We start from the raw sequence: 25540 nt of genomic DNA on the forward strand, positions 1-25540 counted from the left end.
GGCAACGGTGGTTGAATGCATGGCATGGCTGACACCGATCGCGTTGACTTCTGGTTCGATCCCTTCTGCCCCTGGTGCTGGATCACCTCGCGGTGGATTCTCGAGGCGGCACAGGTGCGCAGCCTCGACGTGAACTTTCACATCATGAGCCTCGCCGTCCTCAATGAGGGGAAGGACATCCCCGACGGCTACCGCGAGATGCTCAAGGACGCGTGGCAGCCGGTGCGCGTGCTCGCCGCGGCCGCGGCGCGCCACGGCGACGACGTCCTGTCACCGCTGTACACGGCGATGGGCACTCAACTCCACAACAACGGGAACCGCGACATCCCGGCGATGATCGCGACCGCTCTCGCCGATGCGGGACTCGAGCCCGATCTGGCCGCGGCCGCGCACAGCGACGAGTTCGACGCCGTGATCCGCGCCAGCCACCACGAGGGCATGGACAAGGTCGGCGACGACGTCGGCACCCCGACGATCCACGTGAACGGAATCGCCTTCTTCGGCCCGGTGCTCTCACGCATTCCGCGCGGGGAGGACGCCGGTCGAGTGTGGGACGGCGTCGTCGCCCTCGCGTCGTACCCGCACTTCTTCGAACTCAAGCGGTCCCGCCACGAGGACCCGCAGTTCGACTGACCCCGTCGTCGCAGGTCCCGGCTCTGAGCAGGGACCTCCCACCGGTGGTTGAGCCGTGGCGGAGCGCCAGCGGAGCCGCGTGTCGAAGCCCCAGCACTCGAGCCCGGTCGAGTCAGTAGATCGAGGTCTCCGACAGCTTGTTGGGCAGGGAGCCCGGCGCGAGCCGGGACGGCGGCAGGGGAGCGGGGATGTGGACCACATTGCCGCTCCCCGTCCCGCGGACGAAGGTGCGCGGGCGGAGCAGGATCGACCCGCTGCGGGTGCGGTCACGCAGGGCCGCGGCCCGCCAGGTGAGGATCGGATGCGAGCTCAACGCGTTGGCGACGACGATGAAGAACCCGCGCTGGTGCACCGCACGGTCGGCGAACTGGTCGAAGTCGACGGCGCTGAGCATGTACTTGCCGGACGCGAGGAGCCCGATCGTCGACGCCGCGCCGTCCGGCCGGGTGTAGTAGCCGTAGTTGTCGGCCGTGTACTCCTGTGCGCGGGACAGCAGCGAGCCGAGGATCGGGATGTTCATGATGAACGAGCTGAACAGCTGCCGCCAGTAGGAGACGTGTCCCGCGGCGATGTGCCCGACCTCGTGGCCGATGACGAACTCGAGCGCTTCGGGGCTGCGGGCGCGTCCGCCGACCTCGAACAGGTCGGAGTAGACGACGACGAACCGCCGGAAGCCGTGACCGGACGCGAAGGCGTTGATCTGGCCGTTGCCCGCCATCACATAGGCGTCGGGGACGTACTCCATGCCGTACCGCGCGGCGGCCTCGACGACCATCGTGAACGCCTCGGGGAACTGGGTCGGCGTTATCTGGACGGCGTTCGCCTGGACGCTCGCGTACCCGATGCCGCGTCCGAGGAACACCATGAACGGGAGCAGCAGCGGGACCAGAAAGTACTCCGACAGGTATCCGAGCGCCACCAGCAGCAGGACCACCGCATACACGCCGATCGTCAGCAGCACCGCGATCACCAGGACCGGGATCTCCCAGGGATGACGCCGCGGGGTCCCGGCGTAGACCGCCGGATGCTGCCACACGCTCCCCGCACCCGGCGGGAGCGGCGGCGGCGTGACCGGGCGGGTGTCGTCCACGCCCGGCACCGAAGGGATCGGCGATTCGGCGAGGCGTGTGCGGGGGATGGTCGCGTCGGAGTCCACGCCCTCAAACTATAGTGTCGTCATGCGCATCTACCTCGGGGCAGACCATGCAGGATTCGAACTCAAGAACCAGATCTCCGATCATCTGAAAGCCGGCGGCCACGACGTCGTCGATTGCGGAGCCCACGAGTACGACGCCGTCGACGACTACCCGGCGTTCTGCATCGCGGCCGCCGAGCGCGTCGTCGCCGATCCGGGCAGCCTCGGCATCGTCCTCGGCGGCAGCGGCAACGGCGAGCAGATCGCGGCCAACAAGGTCAAGGGCGCCCGCTGTGCCCTCGCGTGGAGCGTGGAGACCGCCCAACTGGCACGCCAGCACAACAATGCGCAGCTCATCGGCATCGGCGGACGCATGCACAGCAAGGACGAGGCGCTCGCCATCGTCGACGCGTTCGTCGCCGAGGCCTGGTCGGACGAGGCGCGCCACCAGCGCCGCATCGACATCCTCGCCGAGTACGAGACCACCGGCGTCGCGCCGGAGCTCCCCGAACCGCCGCGCTGATCGGCGTCGGGCACCATGCCCGAAGGCCACGCTCTTCACCGGCTTGCTCGTCGACAGCAACGACATTTCGGCGGACAACGCGTCCGCGTCACCAGCCCGCAAGGCCGGTTCGCCCACGAGACGGCCCAGCTCGACGGGCTGGTGTTCCGTCGTGCCGAGGCATGGGGCAAACACCTGGTGCATCGGTACTCGGCCGACACCGGCGGACGGGTGGACGTCGGACCGATCGTGCACGTCCACCTCGGCATCTACGGGGCGTTCAGCGAAGAGCCGTCACCGATGGGAGCGCCGACCGGGCAGGTGCGGATGCGCATCGAAGGCGCCGACATCGGCACCGACCTGCGCGGACCGAACGCGTGTGAGTTGTACACGCCGGCCGACCTCGACGCTCTCGTGGCCCGGCTGGGGCCGGATCCGTTGCGTTCCGACGCCGATCCCGACAGGGCGTGGCGGGCGATCAGCAGGTCCCGGCGTGCGATCGGTTCGTTGCTGATGGACCAGAAGGTGATCGCGGGTGTCGGGAACATCTACCGCGCCGAGGTGCTCTTCCGGGTGGGCGTCGACCCGCACCGTCCCGGAACATCGATCAGCCGTGACGAGTTCGACGAGATGTGGGCCGACCTGCTGCACCTGATGCCGATCGGCGCCAGACACGGAACGATCCACGTCGTCCGACCGGCCGACGATCACGGAGCCCCCGCGTACGCCGTCGACCGGCCGCGGACCTACGTCTACCGCCGGACCGGCGAGGAGTGCCGACTCTGTCGAACTCCCATCGCCTGGCAGGACATGGAGGGCCGCAACCTCTTCTGGTGTCCGTCCTGTCAGTCATAGCTTCTCAGAGAGCCCACAGTGTCCGTGACCGTCGATTGTCAGAGTCGACGTGCAGAGTGGTGGTCATGAACAGAACCACCGAACCGATCACGGTCCTCGCCGTCGGCGGCACTGGTGAATCGTTCCCCGCGGACCCCCGTACGCACGTCTCCGGCATGCTCGCCGCGGTGACCGACCAGCTCGACTCCCGGTTCGTCAGTCGATGGGTGCCCTACCCCGCAAGTTACGGCCCGACGGCCGGACGCCACGGTATCGCCTATGTCGACAGCGTCGCGTGCGGTGTGGCCTCACTCGCCGCGTCGATCCGCGACACCGATGGGCCGATCATGTTGATCGGCTACTCGCAGGGCGCGGCCGTGATCCGCACGTTCCTCGCTCATCCCGCGTCGGCGAACCTCGTCGCGAAAGTCACCGCCGTCGGGTTCGTCGCCGATCCGCACCAGCCGCGGGGCGCCGTCGAGGGCTGCACTGGGTGGGGTGTCGCCGGTCCCGGAGCGCCGCTGCCGGGCGACGTGCCGGCGTGCTGGGTCGGCGTGGCCGACGACGTCATCTGCAATGCGACGGACGACTCGCTGATCCGCGACATCGCCGACCTCACGGACTCGTTGTCGATGCTGCATGTGCGCCGCTGGATGGCGGCGATGGGTTCCGCGGTGATCGGCAGGCGGATGCAGAACGCCGCACGCACGTCGGTGTCGCCGAGGCAGTGGAGACGCGATGTTCATCGCATCGCGTCGGCCGCCCGGGAAGTCAGGGGATACCTGCCGTCGGTGCTGCCGGTGGGACGGTGGTCGATCACGAACCGGTCCGGCGGTCGCCACGTGTCGTACGCGGCCGAACCGTACCGGCACGCGCCGCTCACCGATCCCGACGTGACGGGCTGTCAGACGCTCGCGAACTGGATGCAGGTGGAGGCCACGATGTCGTACCGGCACTGCTCGCCCCTCGAAACCGCTGTCGCATAGAACACGTCACCAACGAGACAGGGCCCCTACCGACTGCGAGTCGGAAGGGGCCCTGTCGACGTCTACGGGACTAGTCGCCCGTGTACTGTCCGCCGATTGTGCCGCGCACGACGATCGGAGTGCCGCGTCCGACGTTGTCGAACACCCACTTGCCGTTCTCGGTGCTCACGTTGATGCAGCCGTGGCTTGCGTTCGAGACGCCCTGCTGGGCGAGCGACCACGGTGCGGCGTGGATGAAGATGCCGTCCCACGACATGCGGGTCGCGTACTCGACGTACGTGCGGTAGCCCTCGGGCGAGTCGACCGGGACACCGTACGTGGACGAGTCCATGTACATGTCGCGGTACTTCTCCTTGGTGTGGTACACGCCGTTGGGGGTCGGATGCGCGTCGGATCCCATCGAGATCGGCATCTTCTTGATGAACTCGCCGTTCTTCCACCAGTAGATCTGGTGGTCGCCGTCGACCGCGAGGGCGACGTAGCCGGTCGGGGTCTTCACGTTCGGCATCGCGGGCACGCCCGGAGTGGTCGGCGTCGTGGTGCTCGGCTTCGGCTTCGACTTGGAGGTCGGGGGCAGGCCAGGGATGGTCGGAACCTTGGGGAGTTCCGGAACCTGGACCGGCGGGAGGCCGGGGATCACGGTGACCGGCGCCGCGTCGGCGACGGCGGGGAGGCCGGCGGTCAGAGCCGCCACGCTGACTGCGATGGCGGTCAGGCGAGCCGCGCGGCTCGCACTCTTCTTCTTGAACACGTCGTATCTACCTTCGTTTGTCGTCACAAAACGCCACCCCCGTGGACGCTCACGAGCCATCGTTACACAACTGTTGCAGCAGCGCCAAGCGAAAACGCGCGGACCGTCCGATGAAATGCCTGATTAGGGCCTAATTTCGTGGTGAAGCCTGTCACAGTAACATCACGGGCCGTCCGTGCGAAGCGCGGTGGGGCTGGTGATGACGACGACGGCCTCGGCCGGGCCGTCGACGGCCTCGTACACGTGGTCGCCATCGCTGGTCCAGGCGTGTGTCGAGCCCGCGCGGACGTCGAACGGCTCGTCGACGGCGCCCGCGCGGACAGTGCCTGCGACGACGCTCAGCTGCTCGCGCACACCGGGTCCGTGGGCGGGCGCCACGTGGTGGGCTCCTGCCGGGAACTCGAGGCGGAACACCTCGACGACCGCGCCGCGGGGATGGTCGGACGACGGTGGGAGTCGGCGCATCGACAGGAGGACGGTCAGCATGCCGCCCGCGGCGGCCCCGTGCGCGCCGGGGGATTCGCCGAGCAGCGCCGTCAGTGGGACGTCGAGCGGAGCGCAGAGCGCGTACAGCGTCTCGATCGTGGGGTTGCGGCGGCCGCCCTCGATCTCGGACAGGGTGCCTTTGCCGACGCCCGCGCGGCGCGCGAGTTCGGAGAGCGTGAGGGAGCGTGCGGCCCGGAGCTCGCGGAGTCGGCGTCCGACGTCGTCGTTCACGGTGTCGACTCTACCGCCTGTTCCGTTTACAGAACGTTCTGTCTATGGAACGATCGGTGACATGACCGCTCCCGAGCAACGCGTGTCCGTGGCAGTGCCGATCGGTGCGGGCATCGTGTGTGCGCTTGTCGGATTCACGTCGTCGTTCGCCGTCGTGCTCGCCGGACTGCGCGCTGTCGGCGCGGACGCGGGGCAGGCCGCGTCCGGGCTGCTCGCGGTGAGCGTCGCGATGGGCGCCGCGACCGTCGTGCTGTCGTGGCGCTTCCGGATACCGATCACATCGGCGTGGTCGACGCCCGGCGCCGCGCTCCTCGTCAGCACGGGCGCGGTCGGCGGGGGATGGCCCGCGGCGGTCGGCGCCTTCCTGGTGTGCGGCGTGCTGCTGGTCGTCACCGGACTGTGGCCGCGGCTCGCCGATCTTGTGACCCGCATACCGACGCCGATCGCGCAGGCCATGCTCGCCGGCGTCCTGCTGCCGCTGTGCATCGCGCCGCTGCACGGGGTGGTCGACGATCCGGCGGCCGTCGGACCGGTCCTTCTCGTGTGGCTGGTGGTCCTCTGGCTCCGGCCGCGCTGGGCGGTCCCCGCGGCGTTCGTCGCCGCCCTCGTCGTGATCGGCGTGGCGATCGGTCGCGACGGCACCGCGCCCGCCTTCGCCGATCTGCTGCCGACCCTGACGTTCACCACGCCGTCGTTCACGATCGGAGCGCTCACCGGCGTCGCCGTACCTCTGTATCTGGTGACGATGGCCGCGCAGAACATCCCGGGCGTCGCCGTGATGGCCGGGTACGACTACGACGTGCCGTGGCGGCCCGCGATGACCGTCACGGGAGTCGGATCGATCGTCGGCGCGGTCTTCGGCGGACACGCGGTGAACCTGGCCGCCATCAGCGCCGCGCTCGCGGCGGCTCCGGACGCCGATCCCGACCGCGAGCGGCGGTGGGTCGCCGGATTCACCACCGGGGTGTCGTACCTCGTCATGGGCCTCGGTTCGGCGGGTCTCGTCGCGGTGGTGCTCGCCGCACCCGACGGTGTGGTGCAGGCCGTCGCGGGCGTCGCCCTGCTTGGCGCGTTCGCCGGCGCGTGCTCGTCCGCGCTGGCCGACGCCGACTCCCGCCTGCCCGCGACCATCACGTTCGTCATCGCGGCGTCCGGAATCGGCATCGCGGGTGTGGGGTCCGCGTTCTGGGCGCTGGTCGTCGGCGTCGTCGTATGGTCGAGCGGAATCGGTCGAGCCGGGCCTTTCCGCCGTTTGTGACCGATATCCGGTCACAAACGGCGGAAAGGCCGCGGCTGATGGACTACTTCACTTCGAACATGTCCAGCAGGCTGTTCGCTGTCGTCTCCGCGGCAGCGGCCTTCGTGCTCGAATCGGTCTGCGACGTGAACGACGCCCCTGGATGACAAAGGTCCGACATCGGGTGTCGGCATCGGCCGGTGTCGGGTCGGCGTTCTGGGCGCTCGTTGTCGCCTGGTCGACTGGACTCGGTCGAGTTCGCACGTAACCGCACGCCGCGCCCGGAGGGGCGAGGATGCTTGTTCACACGAGTCTCACAGGAACTCCGGACTCACCCCACGGAAGGAAGACGCATGAAGCGCACACTCGGAGCAGTCTTGGCAGTCGTCGCCGCAGGCGCCGTGCTGGCGGGCTGCGGCAGCAGCGACTCGTCGAGCAACGACGGTGTCAGCACGGACGCCAAGGCGACGGTCAAGGTGGAGGGCAAGGACCTGTCCGGGCTCGACCTGTCGTCGGTCAACTGCGTCAAGGCAGGGGACAAGATCACCGTCGGCAGTGCCGCCATCGACGGCCAGCAGGGCATCGGCATCATCATGACCGACGGCAACCCGCCGAAGGTCGACTCCTCGGCGTGGTCGTCGACGGCTCGACACTCGCGGTCGCTCCCGGCGCCGGATCGGCCGAGGTGTCCGTCGACGGCGACACCTACACGATCAAGGGCACCGCCAAGGGTGCGGATCTGAAGAACATCACGGCGGGCATGATCTCGAAGGACTTCGAGGTCGTCGTCACCTGTAAGTGATCCTCTGCGACATGACGAGAGCCCCGGCACCATTGATGTGCCGGGGCTCTCGTTCCGAGCGGGTGACGGGAATCGAACCCGCGTAGCTAGTTTGGAAGACTAGGGCTCTACCATTGAGCTACACCCGCGTGCCGCAGTGCGACGGGCAAAACAGTACCCCAGTGCGTCCCCGATGAACAAAACCGGTCCCGGGTTCGCCAGCCGGACAGGGCGGGCCGTACTATGTGCGTTTGGCTGTGCCCTCGAGGTGCGGCCGCCGGGATGTGGCGCAGCTTGGTAGCGCATCCGCTTTGGGAGCGGAGGGTCGCAGGTTCAAATCCTGTCATCCCGACGAATCACGTGAGCAGAGAACAACAAGGAGCACTGAAAGCCGTGAAGAGCACCGTCGAGCAGCTGAGCCCGACCCGAGTCAAGCTGAATGTCGAGGTTCCGTTCGAGGAACTCTCCGGTGACTTCGACCGGGCATACAAGTCGCTCGCCCAGCAGATCCGCATCCCCGGCTTCCGCCCGGGCAAGGCTCCGGCCAAGTTGATCGAGGCGCGCGTCGGCCGCCAGTCGATCCTGGAGCAGGTCGTCAACGACGCGCTGCCCGCCAAGTACTCGCAGGCCATCGCCGAAGCGGACGTCAAGGCGATCAGCCAGCCCGAGATCGATGTCGCCGAGCTCGAAGACGGCCAGCCTGTGCGTTTCACCGCTGAGGTCGACATCCGTCCGGAGATCACCCTGCCCGACTACTCGACCATCGCGGTCCAGGTCGACGCCATCGAGGTGGCCGACGCCGACGTCGAGACCGAGGTCGACAACCTCCGTGCGCGCTTCGGCACGCTCGTCGGTGTCGAGCGCGGCGCGGCCGACGGCGACTTCGTGTCGATCGACCTGGTCGCGACGGTCGACGGCGAGACCGTCGACGAGGCGACCACCGAGGGGCTGTCCCACGAGGTCGGCGGCGGAGACCTGGTCGACGGACTCGACGAGGCGCTGCAGGGCCTGAAGGCGGGCGAGAACGCCACCTTCACCACGACTCTCGTCGCGGGCGAGCACGCGGGCCGCGAGGCCGACGTGACCGTCACGGTCAACTCGGTGAAGGAGCGCGAGCTCCCCGCCGTCGACGACGACTTCGCCCAGCTCGCCAGCGAGTTCGACACCGCCGACGAACTGCGCGAGAGCCTCCGCGAGCGTGCCGCCGAGAGCAAGAAGTACGAGCAGGCCGGAGCCATCCGCGACGCCGTCCTCGAGCAGCTCCTCGAGACCGTCGAGTTCCCGCTGCCGGAGAAGATCGTCGACGACGAGGTCGAGGGCGTCCAGCACCAGCTGGTCCACGCTCTGGGTCACGACGACGCTCAGGTGGACAAGTTCCTCGAGGCGCAGGGCAAGACCCGCGAGGAGTGGGACGCCGAGAGCCGCGCGGACGCCGAGAAGTCGGTCCGCACGCAGCTCCTGCTCGACTCGATCGCCGACGCCCTCGAGGTCGAGGTCGGCCAGGACGAGCTCACCCAGCAGATCATCATGCAGTCGCAGCGCTACGGCGTCGCACCGCAGGAGTTCATCCAGCAGCTGCAGAACGCGAACCAGATCGGCGCCCTGTACGCCGACGTGCGTCGCAACAAGGCTCTCGCCGAGGTCATCGGCGAGGCCGCGGTCACCGACAACAACGGTGAGGTCATCGACACCAAGGCGTTCTTCGGCGATGCCGACGACGACGCCGAGGGCGACGACGCCTGATTCCCCCGCCCCTGATCGGGGCGCATCCACGACAGCCGGGACGGACACTCGTCCCGGCTGTCGTGTTCTCCCAGAGATGAACCCGCAGGACGTCGCTCGGGGGTGTTCTGCTGTGAGCGAATACGGGGTGTCTGTGGAACAACGGGACCCCCTTCAGTGATTAATCTCGGTGACAACGCCGACACGGGCAGTATTTCGACAGATAGGTACAACCAGTGAGCACTCTCCACACGCCCTCGATGAGCTCGGGCGTCGCCGGCCTGAACCTGACTGATTCGGTCTTCGAACGCCTCCTTCGCGAGCGCATCATTTTCCTCGGCACCCAGGTGGACGACGACATCGCCAACCGCCTGTGCGCGCAGATCCTGCTGCTCGCCGCGGAAGACCCCGAGAAGGACATCAACCTGTACATCAACTCGCCCGGCGGCAGCGTCACGGCGGGTATGGCGATCTTCGACACGATGCAGCTCGCACCGTGCGACGTCGCGACCTACGCGATGGGCATGGCCGCGTCGATGGGCCAGTTCCTGCTCGCGGCGGGAGCCAAGGGCAAGCGTCACGCGCTGCCGCACGCCCGGATCATGATGCACCAGCCGTCGGCGGGCATCGGCGGCACCGCGGCCGACATCGCGATCCAGGCCGAGCAGTTCGCCGCCACCAAGCGTGAGATGAACCGTCTCAACGCCGAGTTCACCGGTCAGCCGCTCGAGAAGATCGAGGCCGACGCGGATCGCGACAACTGGTTCACCGCGACCGAGGCCAAGGAGTACGGCTTCGTCGATCACGTGGTCACGACCGTCATCCGCCCGGGCTCCTGAGCCTGTCCGACACACGTCACCTTCCCTTCACCGGCTACGGAGAAACCCATGTACAACCACCTTCCCGCCGACGTCCGCGCGGGCATCTCGGATTCGGCCATCGCCCTCAAGCAGATGCAGGCGCGGTACATCCTGCCGTCGTTCATCGAGAACACCCCGAACGGTCAGCGCCAGTACGACCCGTACGCGAAGCTCTTCGAGGAGCGCATCGTGTTCGTCGGCACGCCGATCGACCAGACCGTCGCCAACGACGTGATGGCGCAGCTGCTGGTCCTGGAGAGCCAGGATCCCGACCGTGACATCACCATGTACATCAATTCGCCCGGCGGCAGCGTCCCCGACATGCTCGCCATCTACGACACGATGCAGTACGTGCACTGCGACGTCGTCACCGTCTGCCTCGGCGAGGCGGCGTCCGCCGCGGCGATCCTGCTGGCGGGCGGAACCCCCGGCAAGCGCGCGGCGCTGCCGAACGCCACCGTCCTGATCCACCAGCCGCGCACCGGTGGCGCCTACCAGGGCCAGGTGTCCGACCTGGAGATCCAGGCGGCCGAGATCGAGCGCATCCGCAAGCGCCTCGACGAGATCCTCGCCTCGCACACCGGTCAGGACGCGGAGAAGATCCGCAAGGACACCGATCGGGACAACATTCTGACGGCCGACCAGGCCAAGGAGTACGGCATCATCGACGAGGTCTTCGACTACCGCAAGAAGTCGGCCCGCTAGCAATCTGTGTTTCGCAGGTCCGAACACAGGCAAGCGCGAGTACCGTTCACGGTGACGCGCGTCAGTAAGAAAGTAGGTGCGGCCACATGGCGCGAATGGGAGACGGCGGAGACCTGCTGAAGTGCTCGTTCTGCGGTAAGAGCCAGAAGCAGGTCAAGAAGTTGATCGCTGGTCCGGGTGTCTACATCTGCGACGAGTGCATCGACCTGTGCAACGAGATCATCGAGGAGGAGCTGGCCGAGACCAGCGACGTCAAGCTCGACGAGCTTCCGAAGCCCGCGGAGATCCGCGACTTCCTCGACAACTATGTGGTGGGTCAGGACACGGCCAAGCGCACGCTCGCCGTCGCCGTGTACAACCACTACAAGCGCATCCAGGCGGGGGAGAAGAAGTCGGACAAGCGCAGCTCGGTGGAGACCGTCGAGCTCGCGAAGTCGAACATCTTGATGCTCGGCCCGACGGGTTGCGGCAAGACCTATCTCGCGCAGACTCTCGCGAAGATGCTGAACGTCCCGTTCGCGATCGCCGACGCGACCGCGCTCACCGAGGCAGGTTATGTCGGAGAGGACGTCGAGAACATCCTCTTGAAGCTGATCCAGGCGGCCGACTACGACGTGAAGCGTGCCGAGACGGGCATCATCTACATCGACGAGGTCGACAAGATCGCCCGCAAGAGCGAGAACCCGTCGATCACGCGTGACGTGTCGGGTGAAGGCGTGCAGCAGGCGCTGCTGAAGATCCTCGAGGGCACGCAGGCGTCGGTCCCGCCGCAGGGCGGACGCAAGCACCCGCACCAGGAGTTCATCCAGCTGGACACGACGAACGTCCTGTTCATCGTGGCGGGAGCCTTCGCCGGCCTGGAGAAGGTCGTGGCCGAGCGCGTCGGCAAGCGCGGCATCGGTTTCGGCAACGAGGTGTCGAGCCGCAAGGACGTCGACACGACCGACCACTTCGCCGACGTCATGCCCGAGGATCTGATCAAGTTCGGTCTGATCCCCGAGTTCATCGGCCGTCTCCCGATGATCGCGTCGGTGCGTAACCTCGACAAGGAAGCGCTCGTCTCGATCCTCGCCGAACCGAAGAACGCACTGGTCAAGCAGTACGGTCGTCTCTTCGACATGGACAACGTGGAGCTAGAGTTCACGCAGGACGCCCTCGAGGCGATCGCCGACCAGGCGATCCACCGCGGCACCGGAGCCCGCGGTCTCCGCGCGATCATGGAGGAAGTCCTGCTTCCCGTCATGTACGACATCCCCAGCCGCGACGACGTCGCCAAGGTCGTCGTCACCGGTGAGACGGTCCGCGACAATGTCCTTCCCACCATCGTCCCGCGCAAGGACGACGGCCCGAAGGAGAAGTCGGCGTAGTCTGGCGGTCCTTGACCTTTACGCCCTGAGCGTTCTTTCCCGCTCACGAACTATTCGTGAGCGGGAAAGGACGCTCAGGGCGTAAGTCGTTCAGCGGCGTCGGCTATGCGATCGGGAGTGGTCGTATGTGCGGGTCACCGGGCTGCTGCCCACATTGAACTGCCCCGTGGATGATCATGCATGGACCGCTGATAGCGGATGCGCTCTCGCTGACGGCGACACGAGACGGCGTCGACGGGCCGTCGCCACCCCAGCAGAATGGGGTTCCGTCCGACAGTGCACACACGACTGTGTAGTGAGTGCTGAGCGCGGTGACGCCGGTCAAAGCCGTCACATCGGCGGCATATGTTCGGTCGGACAGGCTGCCGTCGCCGATGGATCCGCTCGAACCGTGGCCCCAACAGCGAACCCGTCCCGAAGCGATGGCACACGCGGTGTACCCGTTGGTCCGCACCAGTTCCGAGCCCTGAGTACCCGGGACTCGCTCGGCATTCTTGGAGCCGAAGGTCTGACCCCAGCAATACGCTTCGCCGCCGGCGACAGCACATCCCATGTGGGCATCGACCGACATGTCGGTGACGCCCGAAACACCCTCGATCAATACGGGATGGGTCTTGTCGGAAATACCCAGTGCATAGGCGCCGAGTCCACCCCAGCAGTAGACTGCTCCGTTCGACACGGCGCAGGTGGATGACGGACCTTCGTCGGTTCGGTCGACACCGGTTGCGATCGCGGTCACTCGAGTCAACCCGGGGATCTGTGTGGGTCGGTCACGTCGGATTGTCGTGCCGTCGGCCAGTTGGCCGTCCTTGTTGTTGCCCCAGCAGTACGCACTGCCATTGGCGACGGCGCATGCGGACTGGTAGTTGGATGACACTGCGGTGACGCCGCTCAGTTCCTCGACACGTTTCAGCGGACGAAAGTCGTCGTACTCTGTTGACGAAGGGAAGTCCTGACAGTACAGATCGGCGTCGGCTGTGATGGCACACGTGTTTCCTTGGGTTGGATTCAAGGAGACGAATTCGAGCGGGCCGTCATTGCCGGGGGTACCTCGAGTGAGGAGCGCAATGGATCCGAACACCAGCACGTTCGCTACGACCAGCACCGCCACCACAATGAACAGTGTGTGTCGCGATCGCCGAATCGACGTGCGTGATGTGTCGTTCACCCGCAAGAGTAGATCACGGGGTGACTCGAGCAATCGGCTCAGGTCGAGCTTTGAAATCGAACGAATGACAGTTCGCGATTGTGTCGTAGTCAGCGAACATTTCGTGCTCGGCTCGGCGATTCCCGCTCGGACTTCGTCTGTGAGCGAGAGACGAAACCGTGGGCGGGAAGTGGGCCTGTGGATAACGTGGTCGACGGATCGAGCTCGCCGGTGTTCACTCCTGGCATGTGGCCTCGAGATGAGTTCGGGATCGTCCGCCGATCTGCGGCGTTGGACGTCGGTCTCACCGACACCGACCTGAAGCGTGCGGTGCGGGACGGCGAACTGATCGTCCTCGATCGTGGCGCATTGCTCCCGACGTCTGCTCTTCCGCAATACGACGTCGACGATGCCGTCTACCGGTGGAAGGTGGTCGCGGCCGCCGCCGGCCAAACCTGCTCGCTGAGTCACGAGTCGGCCGCCGCGTTCCACGGACTGGAACTGTTGAAACCGGAACGAACCGTCGTCCACTTCGCGAAACGGCGCAATGGCGGTGGACGCCGCACCGCGACCCGACATTTCCACTCTGGACTACCCGACGATGCGGTCGTCCACGTGGACGGAATCGCGGTGTCGACGATGGCACGGACCGCGATCGACGTCGCGGCGACATCCAACTTTCCACGCGCACTCACGGTCATCGACAGTGCGCTGCGCCACGGGGCGACCATGGAGGAACTGCGAGCGGAGGCGGGCCGCCACCGAGTCCGAGGCGCGGGGATGGTCCGGTCGGCGCTCAAGTACGGCGACGGGCGGTCCGCGAATCCCGGCGAATCCTGGGGGCGAGCCCAGATGATCACGTCCAGGCTTCCACTGCCGGATCTTCAGGTCGAGTTCGTGCTCGAGGACGGTTCGATCGCGATCGTCGACTATTGCTGGGACGGGATCGTCGTCGGCGAGTTCGACGGCCTTCGCAAATTCTGCCGCGACCTGCGCCCGGGTGAGCGCGTCGAAGACGCCGTGGTGCGAGAGAAGATCCGAGAGGATCGGCTCCGCGATCTGGTCCGTCACGTCGGACGGTGGATCTGGCGCGACCTCGAGAATCGGACGATGGTCGACCGTATGCGCGCAAAGCTGGAAGACGCTGGCCTCGCCTGACTTGACGCCCTGAGCGTCGCTTCCCGCTCACGAACAATTCGTGAGCGGGACGGGGCGCTCGGGGCGTAAACGGCAAGCGGCGACGCGAGACACGGTCGCGCGGCTACGGTGGTCGGTATGAGCTACGACACAGTCGCCGGAATCGTTCTTGCAGGCGGGCGTTCGCGCCGGATGGGGCAGGACAAAGCAGCACTCGAGTTCGAGGGGGTGACGATGCTGACCCGAATCGCGGAGGCGATCGGAGAGCGGTGCACGCCGGTGCTGGTGGCGGCCCCGGAGTCGTCGCAGGCGTATCGGGAGTTGTCGAAGGAGTCGGACCTGCAGTGGGTCACCGACGAGCAGGACGGGTCGGGGCCGCTCGGCGGCTTGGTCGCCGGACTGCGGGCGGCAGCGGCGGCGGGCGCCGAGGTCGCGTTCGTCTGCGCGACGGACATGCCGCTCGTGCACGCCGACATCGTCGACGAGCTGCTGGCCGGACTCACCCCGTCGACGGACGCGGTGATCGCCCACGACTCCCAGCGCGACCATCCGATGGCGGGCGTCTATCGGACCGGCACCGCAGACGCTCTGCAAGCACTCGTGGACGCGGGCGAACTGCGGATGCTCGCCGCCGTCGACGCGATCAGCACGCGTCGTGTCGGCGTGAGCAACGCCGACTGGCTCACCAACGTCGACGCCCCCGAAGACCTGCACCGGATCCGCGTCGCGGGATGAGGTCACTCGAACGGGTGAATGATCGGCCGACCGTGTTGCGTCGCCGGGATGCGTGACGATCTACGAGGTAGCGGCGCTTTGCCGTCTCTGATCGAGAGGACAGTCATGACCAAGGCAACACGAGTGGGCGCGGTCGCGGGAGCAGTGGTGGCCCTGGCGGTCGGAGCGGGAGCCGTCGCGGGCCCCGCGCACGCGGCTCCGGTCGCGGTGCAGCAGTTCCCCGCGAACGGGATCATCTCGAACGGGATCACGGCGTTCGGGACGTACTCGGCGTCGATACGCATCGAAACCGCAGGTGCCGGAGCGGTGTGGCTGAGCGCTCCGGGCGGACGCCAGTGCGGGAACCCCGCCGTCGACGACTCGTTCGTGCGGTTCACCTACACCAACATCTCGAACGGTCGGAGCGGCGCGGGCACGGTCCGTCCGTGTCCCGGACCGTGGTCGGGATCGCAGAAGGTGAAGCTGACTCCTGGCGCCGGCACGGTCGTGGGAACCATCGCCATCGTCAGCAAGGGCGGTCCCTGGTCGATCCCCGGCGGCGCCACGTTCGGAGTCCGATAGGGGAGGTCACGCCGGTCACGAGGCCGTTACCTAGAATCGAAGGGTGACGAACTCCGATCAGAGCACCAGCCTTCCCAAGTCGTGGGACCCGTCCGAGCATGAAGCGGGCCTGTACGAGCGCTGGGTAGACGCCGGATACTTCGTAGCCGACGCGTCGAGCGACAAGCCTGGCTACTCGATCGTCCTCCCGCCGCCGAACGTGACCGGTTCCCTCCACATGGGTCACGCGCTCGACCACACCCTCATGGACACCCTCACGCGCCGCAAGCGCATGCAGGGCTACGAGGTCCTGTGGCTGCCCGGCATGGACCACGCGGGCATCGCCACGCAGACCATCGTCGAGAAGCAGCTCGCCGCCGAGGGACTCACCCGCCACGAGCTGGGGCGTGAGGCGTTCATCGAACGCGTCTGGAAGTGGAAGGCCGAGTCGGGTGGCCTGATCCAGGGTCAGATGCGCCGCCTCGGTGAAGGCGTCGACTGGAGTCGCGACCGCTTCACCATGGACGAGGGCCTCTCGCGCGCCGTCCAGACGATCTTCAAGAAGCTGTACGACGATGGTCTGATCTACCGCGCGGAGCGCCTGGTCAACTGGTCGCCCGCGCAGCAGACCGCCATCTCCGACATCGAGGTCAAGTACAAGGACGTCGACGGCGAGCTCGTCTCGTTCCGCTACGGATCGCTCGACGACACGCAGCCGCACATCGTCGTCGCGACCACCCGGATGGAGACGATGCTCGGCGACACCGCGATCGCCGTCCACCCCGACGACGAGCGGTACACCCACCTGCACGGCGTGCACCTCGCGCATCCGTTCCTCGACCGCACGGTTCCGGTGATCGTCGACGACTACGTCGATCCCGAATTCGGGTCCGGCGCAGTCAAGATCACGCCGGCACACGACCCGAACGACTTCGCGATCGGCCAGCGACACAACCTGCCGATGATCACGATCATGGACAAGACGGCCGTCATCGAGGGCACCGGCACGCAGTTCGACGGCCTCGACCGCTTCGCCGCGCGCGTCGCCGTGCGCGAAGCGCTGGCCGAGCAGGGCCGCATCGTCAAGGAGGTGCGCCCGTACCTGCACAGCGTCGGACATTCCGAGCGCGCGGGCGAACCCATCGAGCCGCGACTGTCGATGCAGTGGTGGGTCGATGTGTCGTCTCTCGCGAAGGCCGCGGGCGACGCCGTCCGCGACGGCGACACCGTCATCCACCCGAAGAGCCAGGAACCCCGTTGGTTCGACTGGGTCGACGACATGCACGACTGGACCATCTCGCGTCAGCTGTGGTGGGGCCACCGGATCCCGATCTGGTACGGCCCGAACGGCGAAGTGGAGTGCTTCGGCCCCGACGAGACCGCACCGGAGGGCTGGGAACAGGACCCGGACGTCCTCGACACCTGGTTCAGCTCCGGTCTGTGGCCGTTCTCGACGATGGGCTGGCCCGAGCACACCGCCGACGTCGCCAAGTTCTATCCGACGTCCGTGCTCGTCACGGGCTACGACATCCTGTTCTTCTGGGTCGCCCGCATGATGATGTTCGGCACTTACGTTGGCGCGAACGACGACGACTTCTCGGCCCGCGACGCCAAGGTCCCGTTCCGCGACGTCTTCCTGCACGGCCTCGTCCGCGACGAGCGCGGCCAGAAGATGAGCAAGTCGAAGGGCAACGGGATCGACCCGCTCGACTGGGTCGACCGCTTCGGCGCCGACGCCCTGCGCTTCACTCTCGCGCGCGGCGCCAACCCGGGCAGCGACATCTCGGTCGGCGAATCGCATGCGCAGAGCTCGCGCAACTTCGCGACCAAGCTGTTCAACGCCACCAAGTTCGCCATGATGAACGGCGCCAAGACGGGAGACCTGCCCGCAGCCGACGAGCTGACTGTCGCCGACCGCTGGATCCTCGGCCGACTCGACGAGGTCCTCTCCGACGTCGACGCGGGCTTCGAGACCTACGAGTTCTCCAAGGCGTGCGAGGCGCTGTACCACTTCGCGTGGGACGAGGTCTGCGACTGGTACCTCGAACTGTCCAAGGTCCAGGTCGCCGAGGGCGGCGATCGCGCCGACACGACGGCCCTGGTCCTGGGCACGATCCTCGACAAGCTCCTGCGCGCGCTGCACCCGGTGATGCCGTTCGTCACCGAAGTCCTGTGGACGGCGCTCACCGGGCGCGAGTCGGTCGTCGTCGCCGACTGGCCGACGGCCTCCGGCGACGCCGCCGACCGGGTCGCGGCACAGCAGATCGAGGACCTGCAGAAGCTCATCACCGAGGTGCGGCGTTTCCGCAGCGACCAAGGCCTCAAGCCCGGTCAGCGAGTCGCGGCCACCGTCGACGGTCTCGACGCGCTCGGCCTGGCCGACCTCCGCGGGCAGCTCGACTCCCTCGCCCGCCTGGAGGCTCCGGGCGACGACTTCACCGCGACCGCGACCGTCGAGGTCCGCCTGTCGTCGGGCACGGCGACCGTCGCGATCGACACGTCCGGCACCGTCGACGTCGAGGCCGAACGCAAGCGTGCGGCGAAGGATCTGGCCGCCGCCGAGAAGGAACTCGCCGGGACGACGGCGAAGCTCGGCAACGAGCAGTTCCTGTCGAAGGCGCCCGACGCGGTCGTCGACAAGATCAAGGCCCGCCAGGCGCTCGCCAAGGAAGACATCGCTCGACTCACGGCCAAGCTCGCGGAGCTGGGCGCCTGATGAGTCCCACGCCGGAGGACCTCGCCGAGCTCGCGGCCGTCGAGGCCGAACTCGACACCCGATGGCCGGAGACGAAGATCGAGCCGTCGCTCACCAGGATCAACCTGCTGCTCGAGCTGCTCGGCAATCCGCAGCACGCCTACCCGGCGATCCACATCGCCGGGACCAACGGCAAGACGTCGGTCACCCGCATGATCGACACGCTGCTCCAGGCGTTCCACCGCCGGACCGGGCGGATCACCAGCCCGCACCTGCAGCTGGTGACCGAGCGGATCGCCATCGACGGCGCACCGATCTCACCGCGCCTGTACGTCGACACGTACCGGGAGATCGAACCGTTCATCACGATGGTCGACGACTCGTCGACCGCGCAGGGCGGCCCGCGGATGAGCAAGTTCGAGGTGCTCACCGCGATCGCCTACGCGGCGTTCGCCGAGGCCCCGATCGAGGTGGCCGTCGTCGAGACCGGCATGGGCGGCCGCTGGGACGCCACCAACGTCATCGACTCGAAGGTCGCCGTCATCACGCCGATCGCGATGGACCACGCCGAATACCTCGGCGACACGTTGACGGCGATCGCGGGGGAGAAGGCTGGCATCATCAAGCCGGGACCCGCCGACGCGATCGTGCCGAACGATCCCGTCACCGTCATCGCGCCGCAAGAGCCCGAGGTCGCCGACGTGTTGCTGCGCGCGAGCGTCGACGCCGGCACCATCGTCGCCCGGCAGGACTCCGAGTTCACAGTCCTCGACTCGGTGACCGCGGTCGGCGGGCAGATGCTCAGCATCCGTGGGCTCGGCGGCGTGTACGACGAGATCTTCCTGCCGCTGCACGGCGCCCATCAGGCCCAGAACGCGGCACTGGCACTGGCGGCCGTCGAAGCGTTCTTCGGTGCGGGCGCCGAGCGGCAGCTCGACGTCGACACCGTTCGCGAGGCATTCGCCGAGGTCACCACACCGGGCAGGCTCGAACGTCTCCGCAACGCTCCGAGCGTGTTCGTCGATGCCGCCCACAACCCGCATGGGGCCCGAGCGCTCGCCCAGGCACTCGTCTCCGAGTTCGACTTCCGACGACTCGTCGGGGTGATCGGCGTCCTCGGCGACAAGGACGCGCGGGGTCTGCTCACCGAGCTCGAGCCAGTGCTCGACGCCGTGGTCCTGACCAACAACGGATCGCCGAGGGCCCTCGACACCGAGACCCTGGCCGACATCGCCGTGCCGATCTTCGGGGAGGAACGCGTCACCGCCGAACCCTTCCTGCCCGACGCCGTCGAGGCGGCCATCGCCCTCGCCGAGGACGGCGAGGCCGGAACCGTGTCCGGCGCGGGCGTCATCATCACCGGATCGGTCGTCACCGCAGGCGCCGGTCGCACCCTGTTCGCGAAGGACCCCTCATGACCGACGACGCCGCACCGGCCGTCAATCCGCCCGCGACCGATCCGTGGAAGGGCTTCCGCGGGGTGATGGCGGGAACGCTGATCCTCGAGGTGATCGTCGTCCTGCTCGCGTTCCCGATCATCGCGAAGATCGGTGGCGGGCTCACCTGGGGCTCGGGCCTGTACCTCGGCGTCATGACACTGGCGCACATCCTGCTGTCCGGCATGTGTGGACGGTCGTGGGCGCTGCCCGCGATCCTGACCGCACAGGTCTTGCTGCTGCTCGGCGGATTCTTCCACTGGTCGATCGCCGCGATCGGCGTGATCTTCCTGTGTGTGTGGCTGTACATCGCGTACATCCGGCGCGACGTCGCCAAACGCATCGAACGCGGAGAACTGCCCAGTCAGCGCCTGGCGTAGGGTCGACCGGCCGCGGACGGCATCCGAGGGTGTCGTCCGTTCGTATGAAACTGTCGGTTACACTAGTGGTCGAGTAACATAGATCACTCGCCAACCGTCTGGAAGGGCTGCATGCGCGCCTCTCACCTCCTGTCCGCCGCCATCGTCGCGGGGGCCGCCACACTCGTGGTCGCGCCGATCGCTCACGCGAACCCGTCGACGACACAGTCGACCTCGCCGTCGACCGCCCCGTCCGACGCCGACAAGGTGGAGCCGAGCATTCCGCTCCAGGTGCCCGAGGGCGCCTTCGGCTACATCGCGACCCGCGGTGCCACCAAGTGGCTCGCCGACCGCGATCTGCCGAGCCTCATCAAGAGCCTTCCGGTGCCGCCGTCGTTCCGCGAGTCGAACAACGGCATGGCGTCGATCATCAAAGCCGAGCTGACCGCGGCCGAGGAGACTCCCGGCGCATGCGTGCAGATCATCATCACGCCCGCGCCCAAGCAGGGCGGCCTGTTCACGTACGGTTTCTTCGCCGTCGAGAAGCAGTACTGCCCGAGCTGACGCGGCGGATCCACGGCCCGATCGTTACAGTGTCCACGTGACTGAACAGACTCTCGTCCTCATCAAGCCCGACGGTGTACAGCGCGGCGTCATCGGTGAAGTGATCTCCCGCATCGAGCGCAAGGGCCTGACCCTCGCCGCACTCGAACTGCGCACCGTTCCGACCGAGATCGCTGCCGAGCACTACGCCGAACACGCGGAACGCCCGTTCTTCGGTTCGCTGCTCGAATTCATCACCTCCGGCCCGGTCGTCGCGGCCGTCGTCGAGGGTCCCCGCGCCATCGCCGCATTCCGTCAGCTCGCGGGCGGAACCGACCCGGTCGAGAAGGCGACGCCTGGCACCATCCGCGGCGATTTCGGCCTCGAGACGCAGTTCAACCTGGTGCACGGCTCCGACTCGCCGGAGTCGGCCGCCCGCGAAATCGGCCTCTGGTTCCCGGCTCTGCGCTCCTGATTCGACGGCGCGCGCGAGGGAACTTTCCAGGGTGTGCGGGTTGATCGCTGTTCGTGTGGGATACTTGTTCTAGTTCACGGCGTCACACTTTGACTCCGGGACTCGGCGTACACAGTCGCCACAGCAAGGCGTCGAGAACGACGCGAAGACCACACAACACCCGGTCGCTTCGACCGGCACACATTGGGAAGGCCCTCGCGTGGCCGCGTCGTGACAGTCCTCGGACGCCCGACGCGCCCGGGGGTCTCAAGGAGACCACGTGACCGACAACGGGTCGCCGGTGAACGCCGACAAGGCGCAATTCACGGCGGAACATTTTCCCCTCCGACTCCGCGTGCACGCACTCGCGCGAATGCTGGAGTCCACCAGCAAGGATGTGCTCGCACATCTGGGTGAGATGGGCGTGACGGCGCGCACCGCGCAATCGTCCATCTCTCGCGACGACGCTTACGCCGTCGCGCAACGCCTCGGCGCCGCGGCGTCGAGCGAGCCCGCGGAACAGGCGCCCGCGACGGCGTCGCTGTTCTCGGCCGTCGAGGTGGTCGAACCTTCCGCCCCGGCCTCCGCGGGCGACGCGACCGCGCCGCTGTTCCTCGCCGCGGACGCCCCGGCCGACGAGAAGCCGGGCAAACCCGCGAAGAAGACCGCGCGCAAGGCCGCCGCGAAGAAGAGCAAGAAGGCCGACGAGGCCGCGGACAGCGCCGAGCCGACCGCCGAGGCCGTCGCCGAGCCCAAGGCCGCCGCGAAGAAGGCCAAGTCGACGAAGAAGGCATCGGTCAAGAAGGCCGAGCCGACCGAGGACGAGCAGGTTCAGGCTGAGCCGGCCCACACGCACGACGAGACCGCCGAAGCCGACGCGGCCCCGGTCAAGAAGAAGAGCGCGAAGAAGTCGAGCAAGAAGGCGAAGGCCGACGAGGCTCCCGCCGACGACGCCGTGGACGAACTGCCCGCCGTCGAAACGGTCGACGACGCGCAACCCGCCGCGGAGCCCGAAGAGGAGTCCGCCGACGCGGACGCCGACGGTGAGTCGCGCTCGCGCCGCCGTCGTCGCGGACGCCGTGGCCGCGGACGAGGACGCGGTGACCAGCCCGCCGACGAGCAGAACGAGTCGTCCGACGACGCCGAGGGCGCCGACGGCACGGCCGTCGTCGAGCACGCGTCCGACGCGGATCAGGCAGACGCCGACAAGGCCGACCCCGACAAGGCGGACGCGGACAAGGCCGGAGACGACGAGAGCGCAGACGAGCAGGCAGGCGACGACCAGGACGACGACGCGACGCCCACCAGCAAGCGTCGCCGTCGTCGCCGTCGTCGTCGCGGCACCGGAGAAGGCGACGAGGCCGCCTCGTCCGACGATCCGCCGAACACCGTCGTCCACGAGCGTGAGCCGCGCACCAAGCGGGTCCGCGACGAAGTGCAGGGCATCACCGGGTCGACGCGTTTGGAGGCCAAGCGTCAGCGTCGACGCGACGGACGCGATGCGGGCCGTCGTCGTCCGCCGATCCTGACCGAGTCGGAGTTCCTCGCGCGCCGCGAGGCGGTCGAGCGCGTCATGGTGATCCGGGAGCGCGGCGCCAACGCCACCACCGAGGACTACACCCAGGTCGCGGTCCTCGAAGACGGCGTCCTCGTCGAGCACTTCGTCACCACCGAGACGTCCCAGTCGATGGTCGGCAACATCTACCTCGGCCGTGTCCAGAACGTGCTTCCCGGCATGGAGGCGGCCTTCGTCGACATCGGCCGCGGTCGCAACGGCGTCCTCTACGCGGGCGAGGTGAACTGGGAGGCCGCGGGCCTCGACGGCCGCTCGCGCAAGATCGAACAGGCGCTCAAACCGGGCGACTACGTGCTCGTCCAGGTCAGCAAGGACCCGATCGGACACAAGGGCGCCCGCCTGACCACGCAGATCTCGCTCGCGGGCCGCTACCTCGTGTACGTGCCCGGCGGGACGTCCACCGGCATCAGCCGCAAGCTGCCCGACACCGAGCGCAAGCGTCTCAAGCAGATCCTGTCCAAGCTCGTTCCCGACGAGGCCGGCGTGATCATCCGCACCGCGTCCGAAGGCGTCAGCGCGGAGGAGCTCGCGGCCGACGTCGCGCGCCTGGAGTCGCAGTGGAAGGGCATCGAGGCCGCGGCCGCCGAGCACGCCGACAAGGCGAACGGCACACCCCGTGCGCTCTACGAGGAGCCCGACCTGCTGGTCCGCGTGGTCCGCGACCTCTTCAACGAGGACTTCTCCAAGCTCGTCGTCGAAGGCGACAAGGCATGGAACCTCGTGTCTACCTACGTCGACGACGTCGCCGCCGACCTGTCCGAGCGCGTCGAGCAGTTCACCAAGGCGCACGCCGACGCGCCGGACTCGTTCGCGGTGCACCGCATCGACGAGCAGCTCGCGAAGGCGCTCGACCGCAAGGTGTGGCTGCCGTCCGGCGGCACGCTGATCATCGAGCACACCGAGGCGATGACCGTCGTCGACGTCAACACCGGCAAGTTCACCGGTTCGGGCGGCAACCTCGAGGAGACGGTCACCAGGAACAACCTGGAGGCCGCGGAGGAGATCGTCCGCCAGATGCGCCTGCGCGACATCGGCGGAATGATCATCGTCGACTTCATCGACATGGTCCTCGAGTCGAACCGCGATCTCGTGCTGCGTCGCCTCACCGAGGCGCTGGCCCGTGACCGCACCCGCCACCAGGTGTCCGAGGTGACCTCGCTCGGCCTGGTGCAGATGACGCGCAAGCGTCTCGGAACCGGCCTGCTCGAAGCCTTCTCGACCACGTGCACGGCGTGCTCCGGTCGTGGGGTGATCGTCCACGCCAATCCCGTCGAGGTGCGCCCCGCGCAGTCCGACGACCCGGCGCGCGGCGATGCGGGCAGTCGGCGGTCGCGCCGCAAGAAGGGACGCGGCGACGCGCCCGCGGTCGAGGCCAAGCCCGCGGTCGAGCAGCCGAAGGCCCCGCACAAGCCCGCGGCCGAGCACCCGCTGTTCCGCACGATGGCACACCACGACGAGGATCACGTCCACGAGCACGACGGTAACGTCGTCGGACCGGTCGACGAGCCCGTCGCCGCAGCCGAGCCCGAGGCGCCCGTCGTCGTCGAACCGGCGGTCGTCGAGGCGGTGGTCGTCGAACCGGTCGAGCCGGTGGTCGCCGAGCCGGTGGCTGCCGAGCCGGAGGCGGGCGTCGTCCGACGTCGTCGACGCACGGTCCGCCGGGCGGCGGCGCCGACCGCGGTCGCTCCCGAGGCGATCGTCGTCAGCGATGAGCCGCCGGTCACGACCGTCGCGCCGCAGTCGGCCGAGCCCGTCGTGACGGTGACGCGGACGCCTCGTCGGCGCAGCGGCAGGCGTGCGGCCGGGTCGCCCCCGGCGCAGGGCTGACACGCGGCCTCGTGAGTTTGACCTGATGGGGAGCGCTACCGTAACCTTGACTGGTCGCATCCATCGACGTGCGCTGACGTGCGCGCTCGATAGGAAGAGTCTCCGGGGACGGATTCCCGGAGCATGCAGCACCACAGATTCGCTGGAGCGCAGGAATGGCCTGCGGCTTCGGCCCGAAGAGACAAGTTAGAGGACAGCGGGAATGGCTACGTACGCGATCGTCAAGACCGGCGGTAAGCAGTACAAGGTCGCCGAGGGCGACATTGTGAAGGTTGAGAAGATCGACGCAGCGGAAGGCGCGAGCGTCTCGCTGCCCGTCGCACTGCTCGTCGACGGCGCGAACCTCACCACCGATGCAGACAAGCTGGCCAAGGCTTCGGTCGACGCCGAGATCCTCGAGCACGTCAAGGGCCCGAAGATCCGCATCCACAAGTTCAAGAACAAGACCGGCTACCACAAGCGCCAGGGTCACCGTCAGAACCTGACGGTCCTCAAGGTCACCGGCATCAAGTAACCAACGCACTTTTCTTTCAGGAGGAATGAACCATGGCACATAAGAAGGGTGCATCCAGCTCGCGCAACGGTCGCGATTCGAATGCCCAGCGACTCGGCGTCAAGCGCTTCGGCGGCCAGCAGGTCCTCGCAGGCGAGATCCTGATCCGCCAGCGCGGCACCAAGTTCCACCCGGGCGTCAACGTCGGCCGCGGCGGCGACGACACCCTGTTCGCTCTCGAGGCCGGCGCCGTGCAGTTCGGCACCAAGCGCGGCCGCAAGACCGTGAACATCGTCCCGGAGTCGGCCTCGGTCTGACACCAGGGATCTGGTAACAAAGCTCTGCAGCAGGGCGGGTCGGGGTCTTCC

At 67.6% G+C, this 25540-nt stretch carries 24 protein-coding genes, 2 tRNA genes and 1 pseudogene; 22 read left to right on the forward strand and 5 right to left on the reverse strand.

What is annotated here, in order from left to right:
* The first annotated feature begins 24 nt into the window (after nucleotides 1–24).
* On the forward strand, nucleotides 25–633 hold the full coding sequence (locus GYB83_RS13950) for a DsbA family protein (RefSeq protein ID WP_161896038.1): 609 nt from the start codon (nucleotides 25–27) through the stop codon (nucleotides 631–633).
* Between the two features lie 112 nt (nucleotides 634–745).
* On the opposite strand, the gene GYB83_RS13955 is transcribed toward GYB83_RS13950, so the two are convergent.
* On the reverse strand, nucleotides 746–1789 hold the full coding sequence (locus GYB83_RS13955; protein ID WP_161896039.1) for a M48 family metallopeptidase: 1044 nt from the start codon (nucleotides 1787–1789) through the stop codon (nucleotides 746–748).
* Nucleotides 1790–1811: 22 nt separating this feature from the next.
* Here GYB83_RS13955 and GYB83_RS13960 point away from each other — a divergent pair, with 22 nt between their 5' ends.
* The 3 genes from GYB83_RS13960 to GYB83_RS13970 all read left to right on the forward strand — a co-directional run bounded on the left by GYB83_RS13960 (nucleotide 1812) and on the right by GYB83_RS13970 (nucleotide 4090).
* Nucleotides 1812–2291 carry a ribose-5-phosphate isomerase gene (locus tag GYB83_RS13960; protein ID WP_161896040.1) on the forward strand — a complete coding sequence of 160 codons (480 nt, stop codon included), beginning with the start codon at nucleotides 1812–1814 and terminating at the stop codon, nucleotides 2289–2291.
* Between the two features lie 15 nt (nucleotides 2292–2306).
* Nucleotides 2307–3125 carry an Fpg/Nei family DNA glycosylase gene (locus tag GYB83_RS13965; protein ID WP_161896041.1) on the forward strand — a complete coding sequence of 273 codons (819 nt, stop codon included), beginning with the start codon at nucleotides 2307–2309 and terminating at the stop codon, nucleotides 3123–3125.
* Nucleotides 3126–3190: 65 nt separating this feature from the next.
* Nucleotides 3191–4090 (forward strand): PE-PPE domain-containing protein, encoded by a 900-nt coding sequence (locus tag GYB83_RS13970; RefSeq protein ID WP_161896042.1) that lies wholly within the window; start codon nucleotides 3191–3193, stop codon nucleotides 4088–4090.
* A gap of 70 nt (nucleotides 4091–4160) precedes the next feature.
* On the opposite strand, the gene GYB83_RS13975 is transcribed toward GYB83_RS13970, so the two are convergent.
* Nucleotides 4161–4841 (reverse strand): L,D-transpeptidase, encoded by a 681-nt coding sequence (locus GYB83_RS13975; protein WP_161896043.1) that lies wholly within the window; start codon nucleotides 4839–4841, stop codon nucleotides 4161–4163.
* A gap of 162 nt (nucleotides 4842–5003) precedes the next feature.
* On the reverse strand, nucleotides 5004–5558 hold the full coding sequence (locus GYB83_RS13980; RefSeq protein WP_161896044.1) for a helix-turn-helix domain-containing protein: 555 nt from the start codon (nucleotides 5556–5558) through the stop codon (nucleotides 5004–5006).
* Nucleotides 5559–5619: 61 nt separating this feature from the next.
* Here GYB83_RS13980 and GYB83_RS13985 point away from each other — a divergent pair, with 61 nt between their 5' ends.
* Both GYB83_RS13985 and GYB83_RS13990 read left to right on the forward strand, forming a co-directional pair.
* Nucleotides 5620–6816 carry a benzoate/H(+) symporter BenE family transporter gene (locus tag GYB83_RS13985; RefSeq protein ID WP_161896045.1) on the forward strand — a complete coding sequence of 399 codons (1197 nt, stop codon included), beginning with the start codon at nucleotides 5620–5622 and terminating at the stop codon, nucleotides 6814–6816.
* Between the two features lie 332 nt (nucleotides 6817–7148).
* Nucleotides 7149–7597, forward strand: a pseudogene (locus GYB83_RS13990) (lipoprotein LpqH).
* 57 nt (nucleotides 7598–7654) lie between these two features.
* On the opposite strand, the gene GYB83_RS13995 reads toward GYB83_RS13990, so the two are convergent.
* Nucleotides 7655–7725 (reverse strand) — tRNA-Gly (locus GYB83_RS13995).
* A 129-nt stretch (nucleotides 7726–7854) separates the two neighbouring features.
* On the opposite strand from GYB83_RS13995, the gene GYB83_RS14000 reads away from it, so the two are divergent.
* The 5 genes from GYB83_RS14000 to clpX all read left to right on the forward strand — a co-directional run bounded on the left by GYB83_RS14000 (nucleotide 7855) and on the right by clpX (nucleotide 12230).
* A tRNA-Pro gene (locus tag GYB83_RS14000) sits at nucleotides 7855–7928 on the forward strand.
* A 41-nt stretch (nucleotides 7929–7969) separates the two neighbouring features.
* Entirely contained in the window at nucleotides 7970–9319 is a 1350-nt protein-coding gene (gene tig, locus GYB83_RS14005) for a trigger factor (protein ID WP_161896046.1), read from the forward strand.
* Between the two features lie 239 nt (nucleotides 9320–9558).
* Nucleotides 9559–10137 (forward strand): ATP-dependent Clp protease proteolytic subunit, encoded by a 579-nt coding sequence (locus GYB83_RS14010; RefSeq protein ID WP_161897520.1) that lies wholly within the window; start codon nucleotides 9559–9561, stop codon nucleotides 10135–10137.
* A 48-nt stretch (nucleotides 10138–10185) separates the two neighbouring features.
* A complete protein-coding gene (locus GYB83_RS14015) occupies nucleotides 10186–10863 on the forward strand; it encodes an ATP-dependent Clp protease proteolytic subunit (RefSeq protein WP_161896047.1) in 678 nt (225 codons plus the stop codon).
* A gap of 86 nt (nucleotides 10864–10949) precedes the next feature.
* Nucleotides 10950–12230: an ATP-dependent Clp protease ATP-binding subunit ClpX gene (gene clpX, locus GYB83_RS14020; protein WP_161896048.1), complete on the forward strand. Its 1281-nt coding sequence runs from the start codon at nucleotides 10950–10952 to the stop codon at nucleotides 12228–12230.
* Between the two features lie 103 nt (nucleotides 12231–12333).
* Here the strand turns inward: clpX and GYB83_RS14025 are convergent, their stop codons facing one another.
* Nucleotides 12334–13398, reverse strand: a complete 1065-nt coding sequence (locus GYB83_RS14025) for an RCC1 domain-containing protein (protein WP_161896049.1) — start codon at nucleotides 13396–13398, stop codon at nucleotides 12334–12336.
* A 225-nt stretch (nucleotides 13399–13623) separates the two neighbouring features.
* Between GYB83_RS14025 and GYB83_RS14030 the strand changes: the two genes are divergently transcribed.
* From GYB83_RS14030 to rpmA, 11 genes are all read left to right on the forward strand, one after another.
* Nucleotides 13624–14535 carry a type IV toxin-antitoxin system AbiEi family antitoxin gene (locus tag GYB83_RS14030; protein ID WP_161896050.1) on the forward strand — a complete coding sequence of 304 codons (912 nt, stop codon included), beginning with the start codon at nucleotides 13624–13626 and terminating at the stop codon, nucleotides 14533–14535.
* A gap of 117 nt (nucleotides 14536–14652) precedes the next feature.
* Complete coding sequence (gene mobA / locus GYB83_RS14035) at nucleotides 14653–15249, forward strand: molybdenum cofactor guanylyltransferase (RefSeq protein ID WP_161896051.1); 597 nt, start codon at nucleotides 14653–14655, stop codon at nucleotides 15247–15249.
* Nucleotides 15250–15354: 105 nt separating this feature from the next.
* The gene (locus tag GYB83_RS14040; protein ID WP_161896052.1) at nucleotides 15355–15810 is read left to right on the forward strand and encodes a hypothetical protein; all 456 of its coding nucleotides are present in this window, start codon (nucleotides 15355–15357) and stop codon (nucleotides 15808–15810) included.
* A gap of 43 nt (nucleotides 15811–15853) precedes the next feature.
* Complete coding sequence (locus GYB83_RS14045) at nucleotides 15854–18505, forward strand: valine--tRNA ligase (protein ID WP_161896053.1); 2652 nt, start codon at nucleotides 15854–15856, stop codon at nucleotides 18503–18505.
* Nucleotides 18505–19902 (forward strand): bifunctional tetrahydrofolate synthase/dihydrofolate synthase, encoded by a 1398-nt coding sequence (gene folC / locus GYB83_RS14050; RefSeq protein ID WP_161896054.1) that lies wholly within the window; start codon nucleotides 18505–18507, stop codon nucleotides 19900–19902. Before GYB83_RS14045 ends, folC begins: the two co-directional genes overlap by 1 nt.
* On the forward strand, nucleotides 19899–20300 hold the full coding sequence (locus tag GYB83_RS14055) for a DUF4233 domain-containing protein (RefSeq protein ID WP_161896055.1): 402 nt from the start codon (nucleotides 19899–19901) through the stop codon (nucleotides 20298–20300). The genes folC and GYB83_RS14055 overlap by 4 nt, the downstream gene beginning before the upstream one ends.
* 111 nt (nucleotides 20301–20411) lie before the next feature.
* Nucleotides 20412–20843 carry a hypothetical protein gene (locus tag GYB83_RS14060; RefSeq protein ID WP_161896056.1) on the forward strand — a complete coding sequence of 144 codons (432 nt, stop codon included), beginning with the start codon at nucleotides 20412–20414 and terminating at the stop codon, nucleotides 20841–20843.
* A 37-nt stretch (nucleotides 20844–20880) separates the two neighbouring features.
* Nucleotides 20881–21297 (forward strand): nucleoside-diphosphate kinase, encoded by a 417-nt coding sequence (gene ndk / locus GYB83_RS14065; protein WP_161896057.1) that lies wholly within the window; start codon nucleotides 20881–20883, stop codon nucleotides 21295–21297.
* Between the two features lie 259 nt (nucleotides 21298–21556).
* Entirely contained in the window at nucleotides 21557–24679 is a 3123-nt protein-coding gene (locus GYB83_RS14070; protein ID WP_161896058.1) for a translation initiation factor IF-2 N-terminal domain-containing protein, read from the forward strand.
* 202 nt (nucleotides 24680–24881) lie between these two features.
* A complete protein-coding gene (gene rplU / locus GYB83_RS14075; protein WP_161896059.1) occupies nucleotides 24882–25193 on the forward strand; it encodes a 50S ribosomal protein L21 in 312 nt (103 codons plus the stop codon).
* 32 nt (nucleotides 25194–25225) lie between these two features.
* Nucleotides 25226–25489, forward strand: coding sequence for a 50S ribosomal protein L27 (gene rpmA / locus GYB83_RS14080; RefSeq protein WP_161896060.1), 264 nt, complete (start codon nucleotides 25226–25228; stop codon nucleotides 25487–25489).
* Nucleotides 25490–25540: the final 51 nt, after the last annotated feature.

This window comes from Gordonia spumicola, assembly GCF_009932475.1.
In the GTDB taxonomy this organism is placed as follows: domain Bacteria; phylum Actinomycetota; class Actinomycetes; order Mycobacteriales; family Mycobacteriaceae; genus Gordonia; species Gordonia spumicola.

Bases quoted from the DNA above. Each gene is read 5' to 3' on its own strand.
- GYB83_RS13950 (WP_161896038.1), top strand. From the start codon at position 25: ATGGCTGACACCGATCGCGTTGACTTCTGGTTCGATCCCTTCTGCCCC.
- GYB83_RS13960 (WP_161896040.1), top strand. From the start codon at position 1,812: ATGCGCATCTACCTCGGGGCAGACCATGCAGGATTCGAACTCAAGAAC.
- GYB83_RS13965 (WP_161896041.1), top strand. From the start codon at position 2,307: ATGCCCGAAGGCCACGCTCTTCACCGGCTTGCTCGTCGACAGCAACGA.
- GYB83_RS13970 (WP_161896042.1), top strand. From the start codon at position 3,191: ATGAACAGAACCACCGAACCGATCACGGTCCTCGCCGTCGGCGGCACT.
- GYB83_RS13985 (WP_161896045.1), top strand. From the start codon at position 5,620: ATGACCGCTCCCGAGCAACGCGTGTCCGTGGCAGTGCCGATCGGTGCG.
- GYB83_RS14010 (WP_161897520.1), top strand. From the start codon at position 9,559: ATGAGCTCGGGCGTCGCCGGCCTGAACCTGACTGATTCGGTCTTCGAA.
- GYB83_RS14015 (WP_161896047.1), top strand. From the start codon at position 10,186: ATGTACAACCACCTTCCCGCCGACGTCCGCGCGGGCATCTCGGATTCG.
- clpX (WP_161896048.1), top strand. From the start codon at position 10,950: ATGGCGCGAATGGGAGACGGCGGAGACCTGCTGAAGTGCTCGTTCTGC.
- GYB83_RS14030 (WP_161896050.1), top strand. From the start codon at position 13,624: ATGTGGCCTCGAGATGAGTTCGGGATCGTCCGCCGATCTGCGGCGTTG.
- mobA (WP_161896051.1), top strand. From the start codon at position 14,653: ATGAGCTACGACACAGTCGCCGGAATCGTTCTTGCAGGCGGGCGTTCG.
- GYB83_RS14040 (WP_161896052.1), top strand. From the start codon at position 15,355: ATGACCAAGGCAACACGAGTGGGCGCGGTCGCGGGAGCAGTGGTGGCC.
- folC (WP_161896054.1), top strand. From the start codon at position 18,505: ATGAGTCCCACGCCGGAGGACCTCGCCGAGCTCGCGGCCGTCGAGGCC.
- GYB83_RS14055 (WP_161896055.1), top strand. From the start codon at position 19,899: ATGACCGACGACGCCGCACCGGCCGTCAATCCGCCCGCGACCGATCCG.
- GYB83_RS14060 (WP_161896056.1), top strand. From the start codon at position 20,412: ATGCGCGCCTCTCACCTCCTGTCCGCCGCCATCGTCGCGGGGGCCGCC.
- rplU (WP_161896059.1), top strand. From the start codon at position 24,882: ATGGCTACGTACGCGATCGTCAAGACCGGCGGTAAGCAGTACAAGGTC.
- rpmA (WP_161896060.1), top strand. From the start codon at position 25,226: ATGGCACATAAGAAGGGTGCATCCAGCTCGCGCAACGGTCGCGATTCG.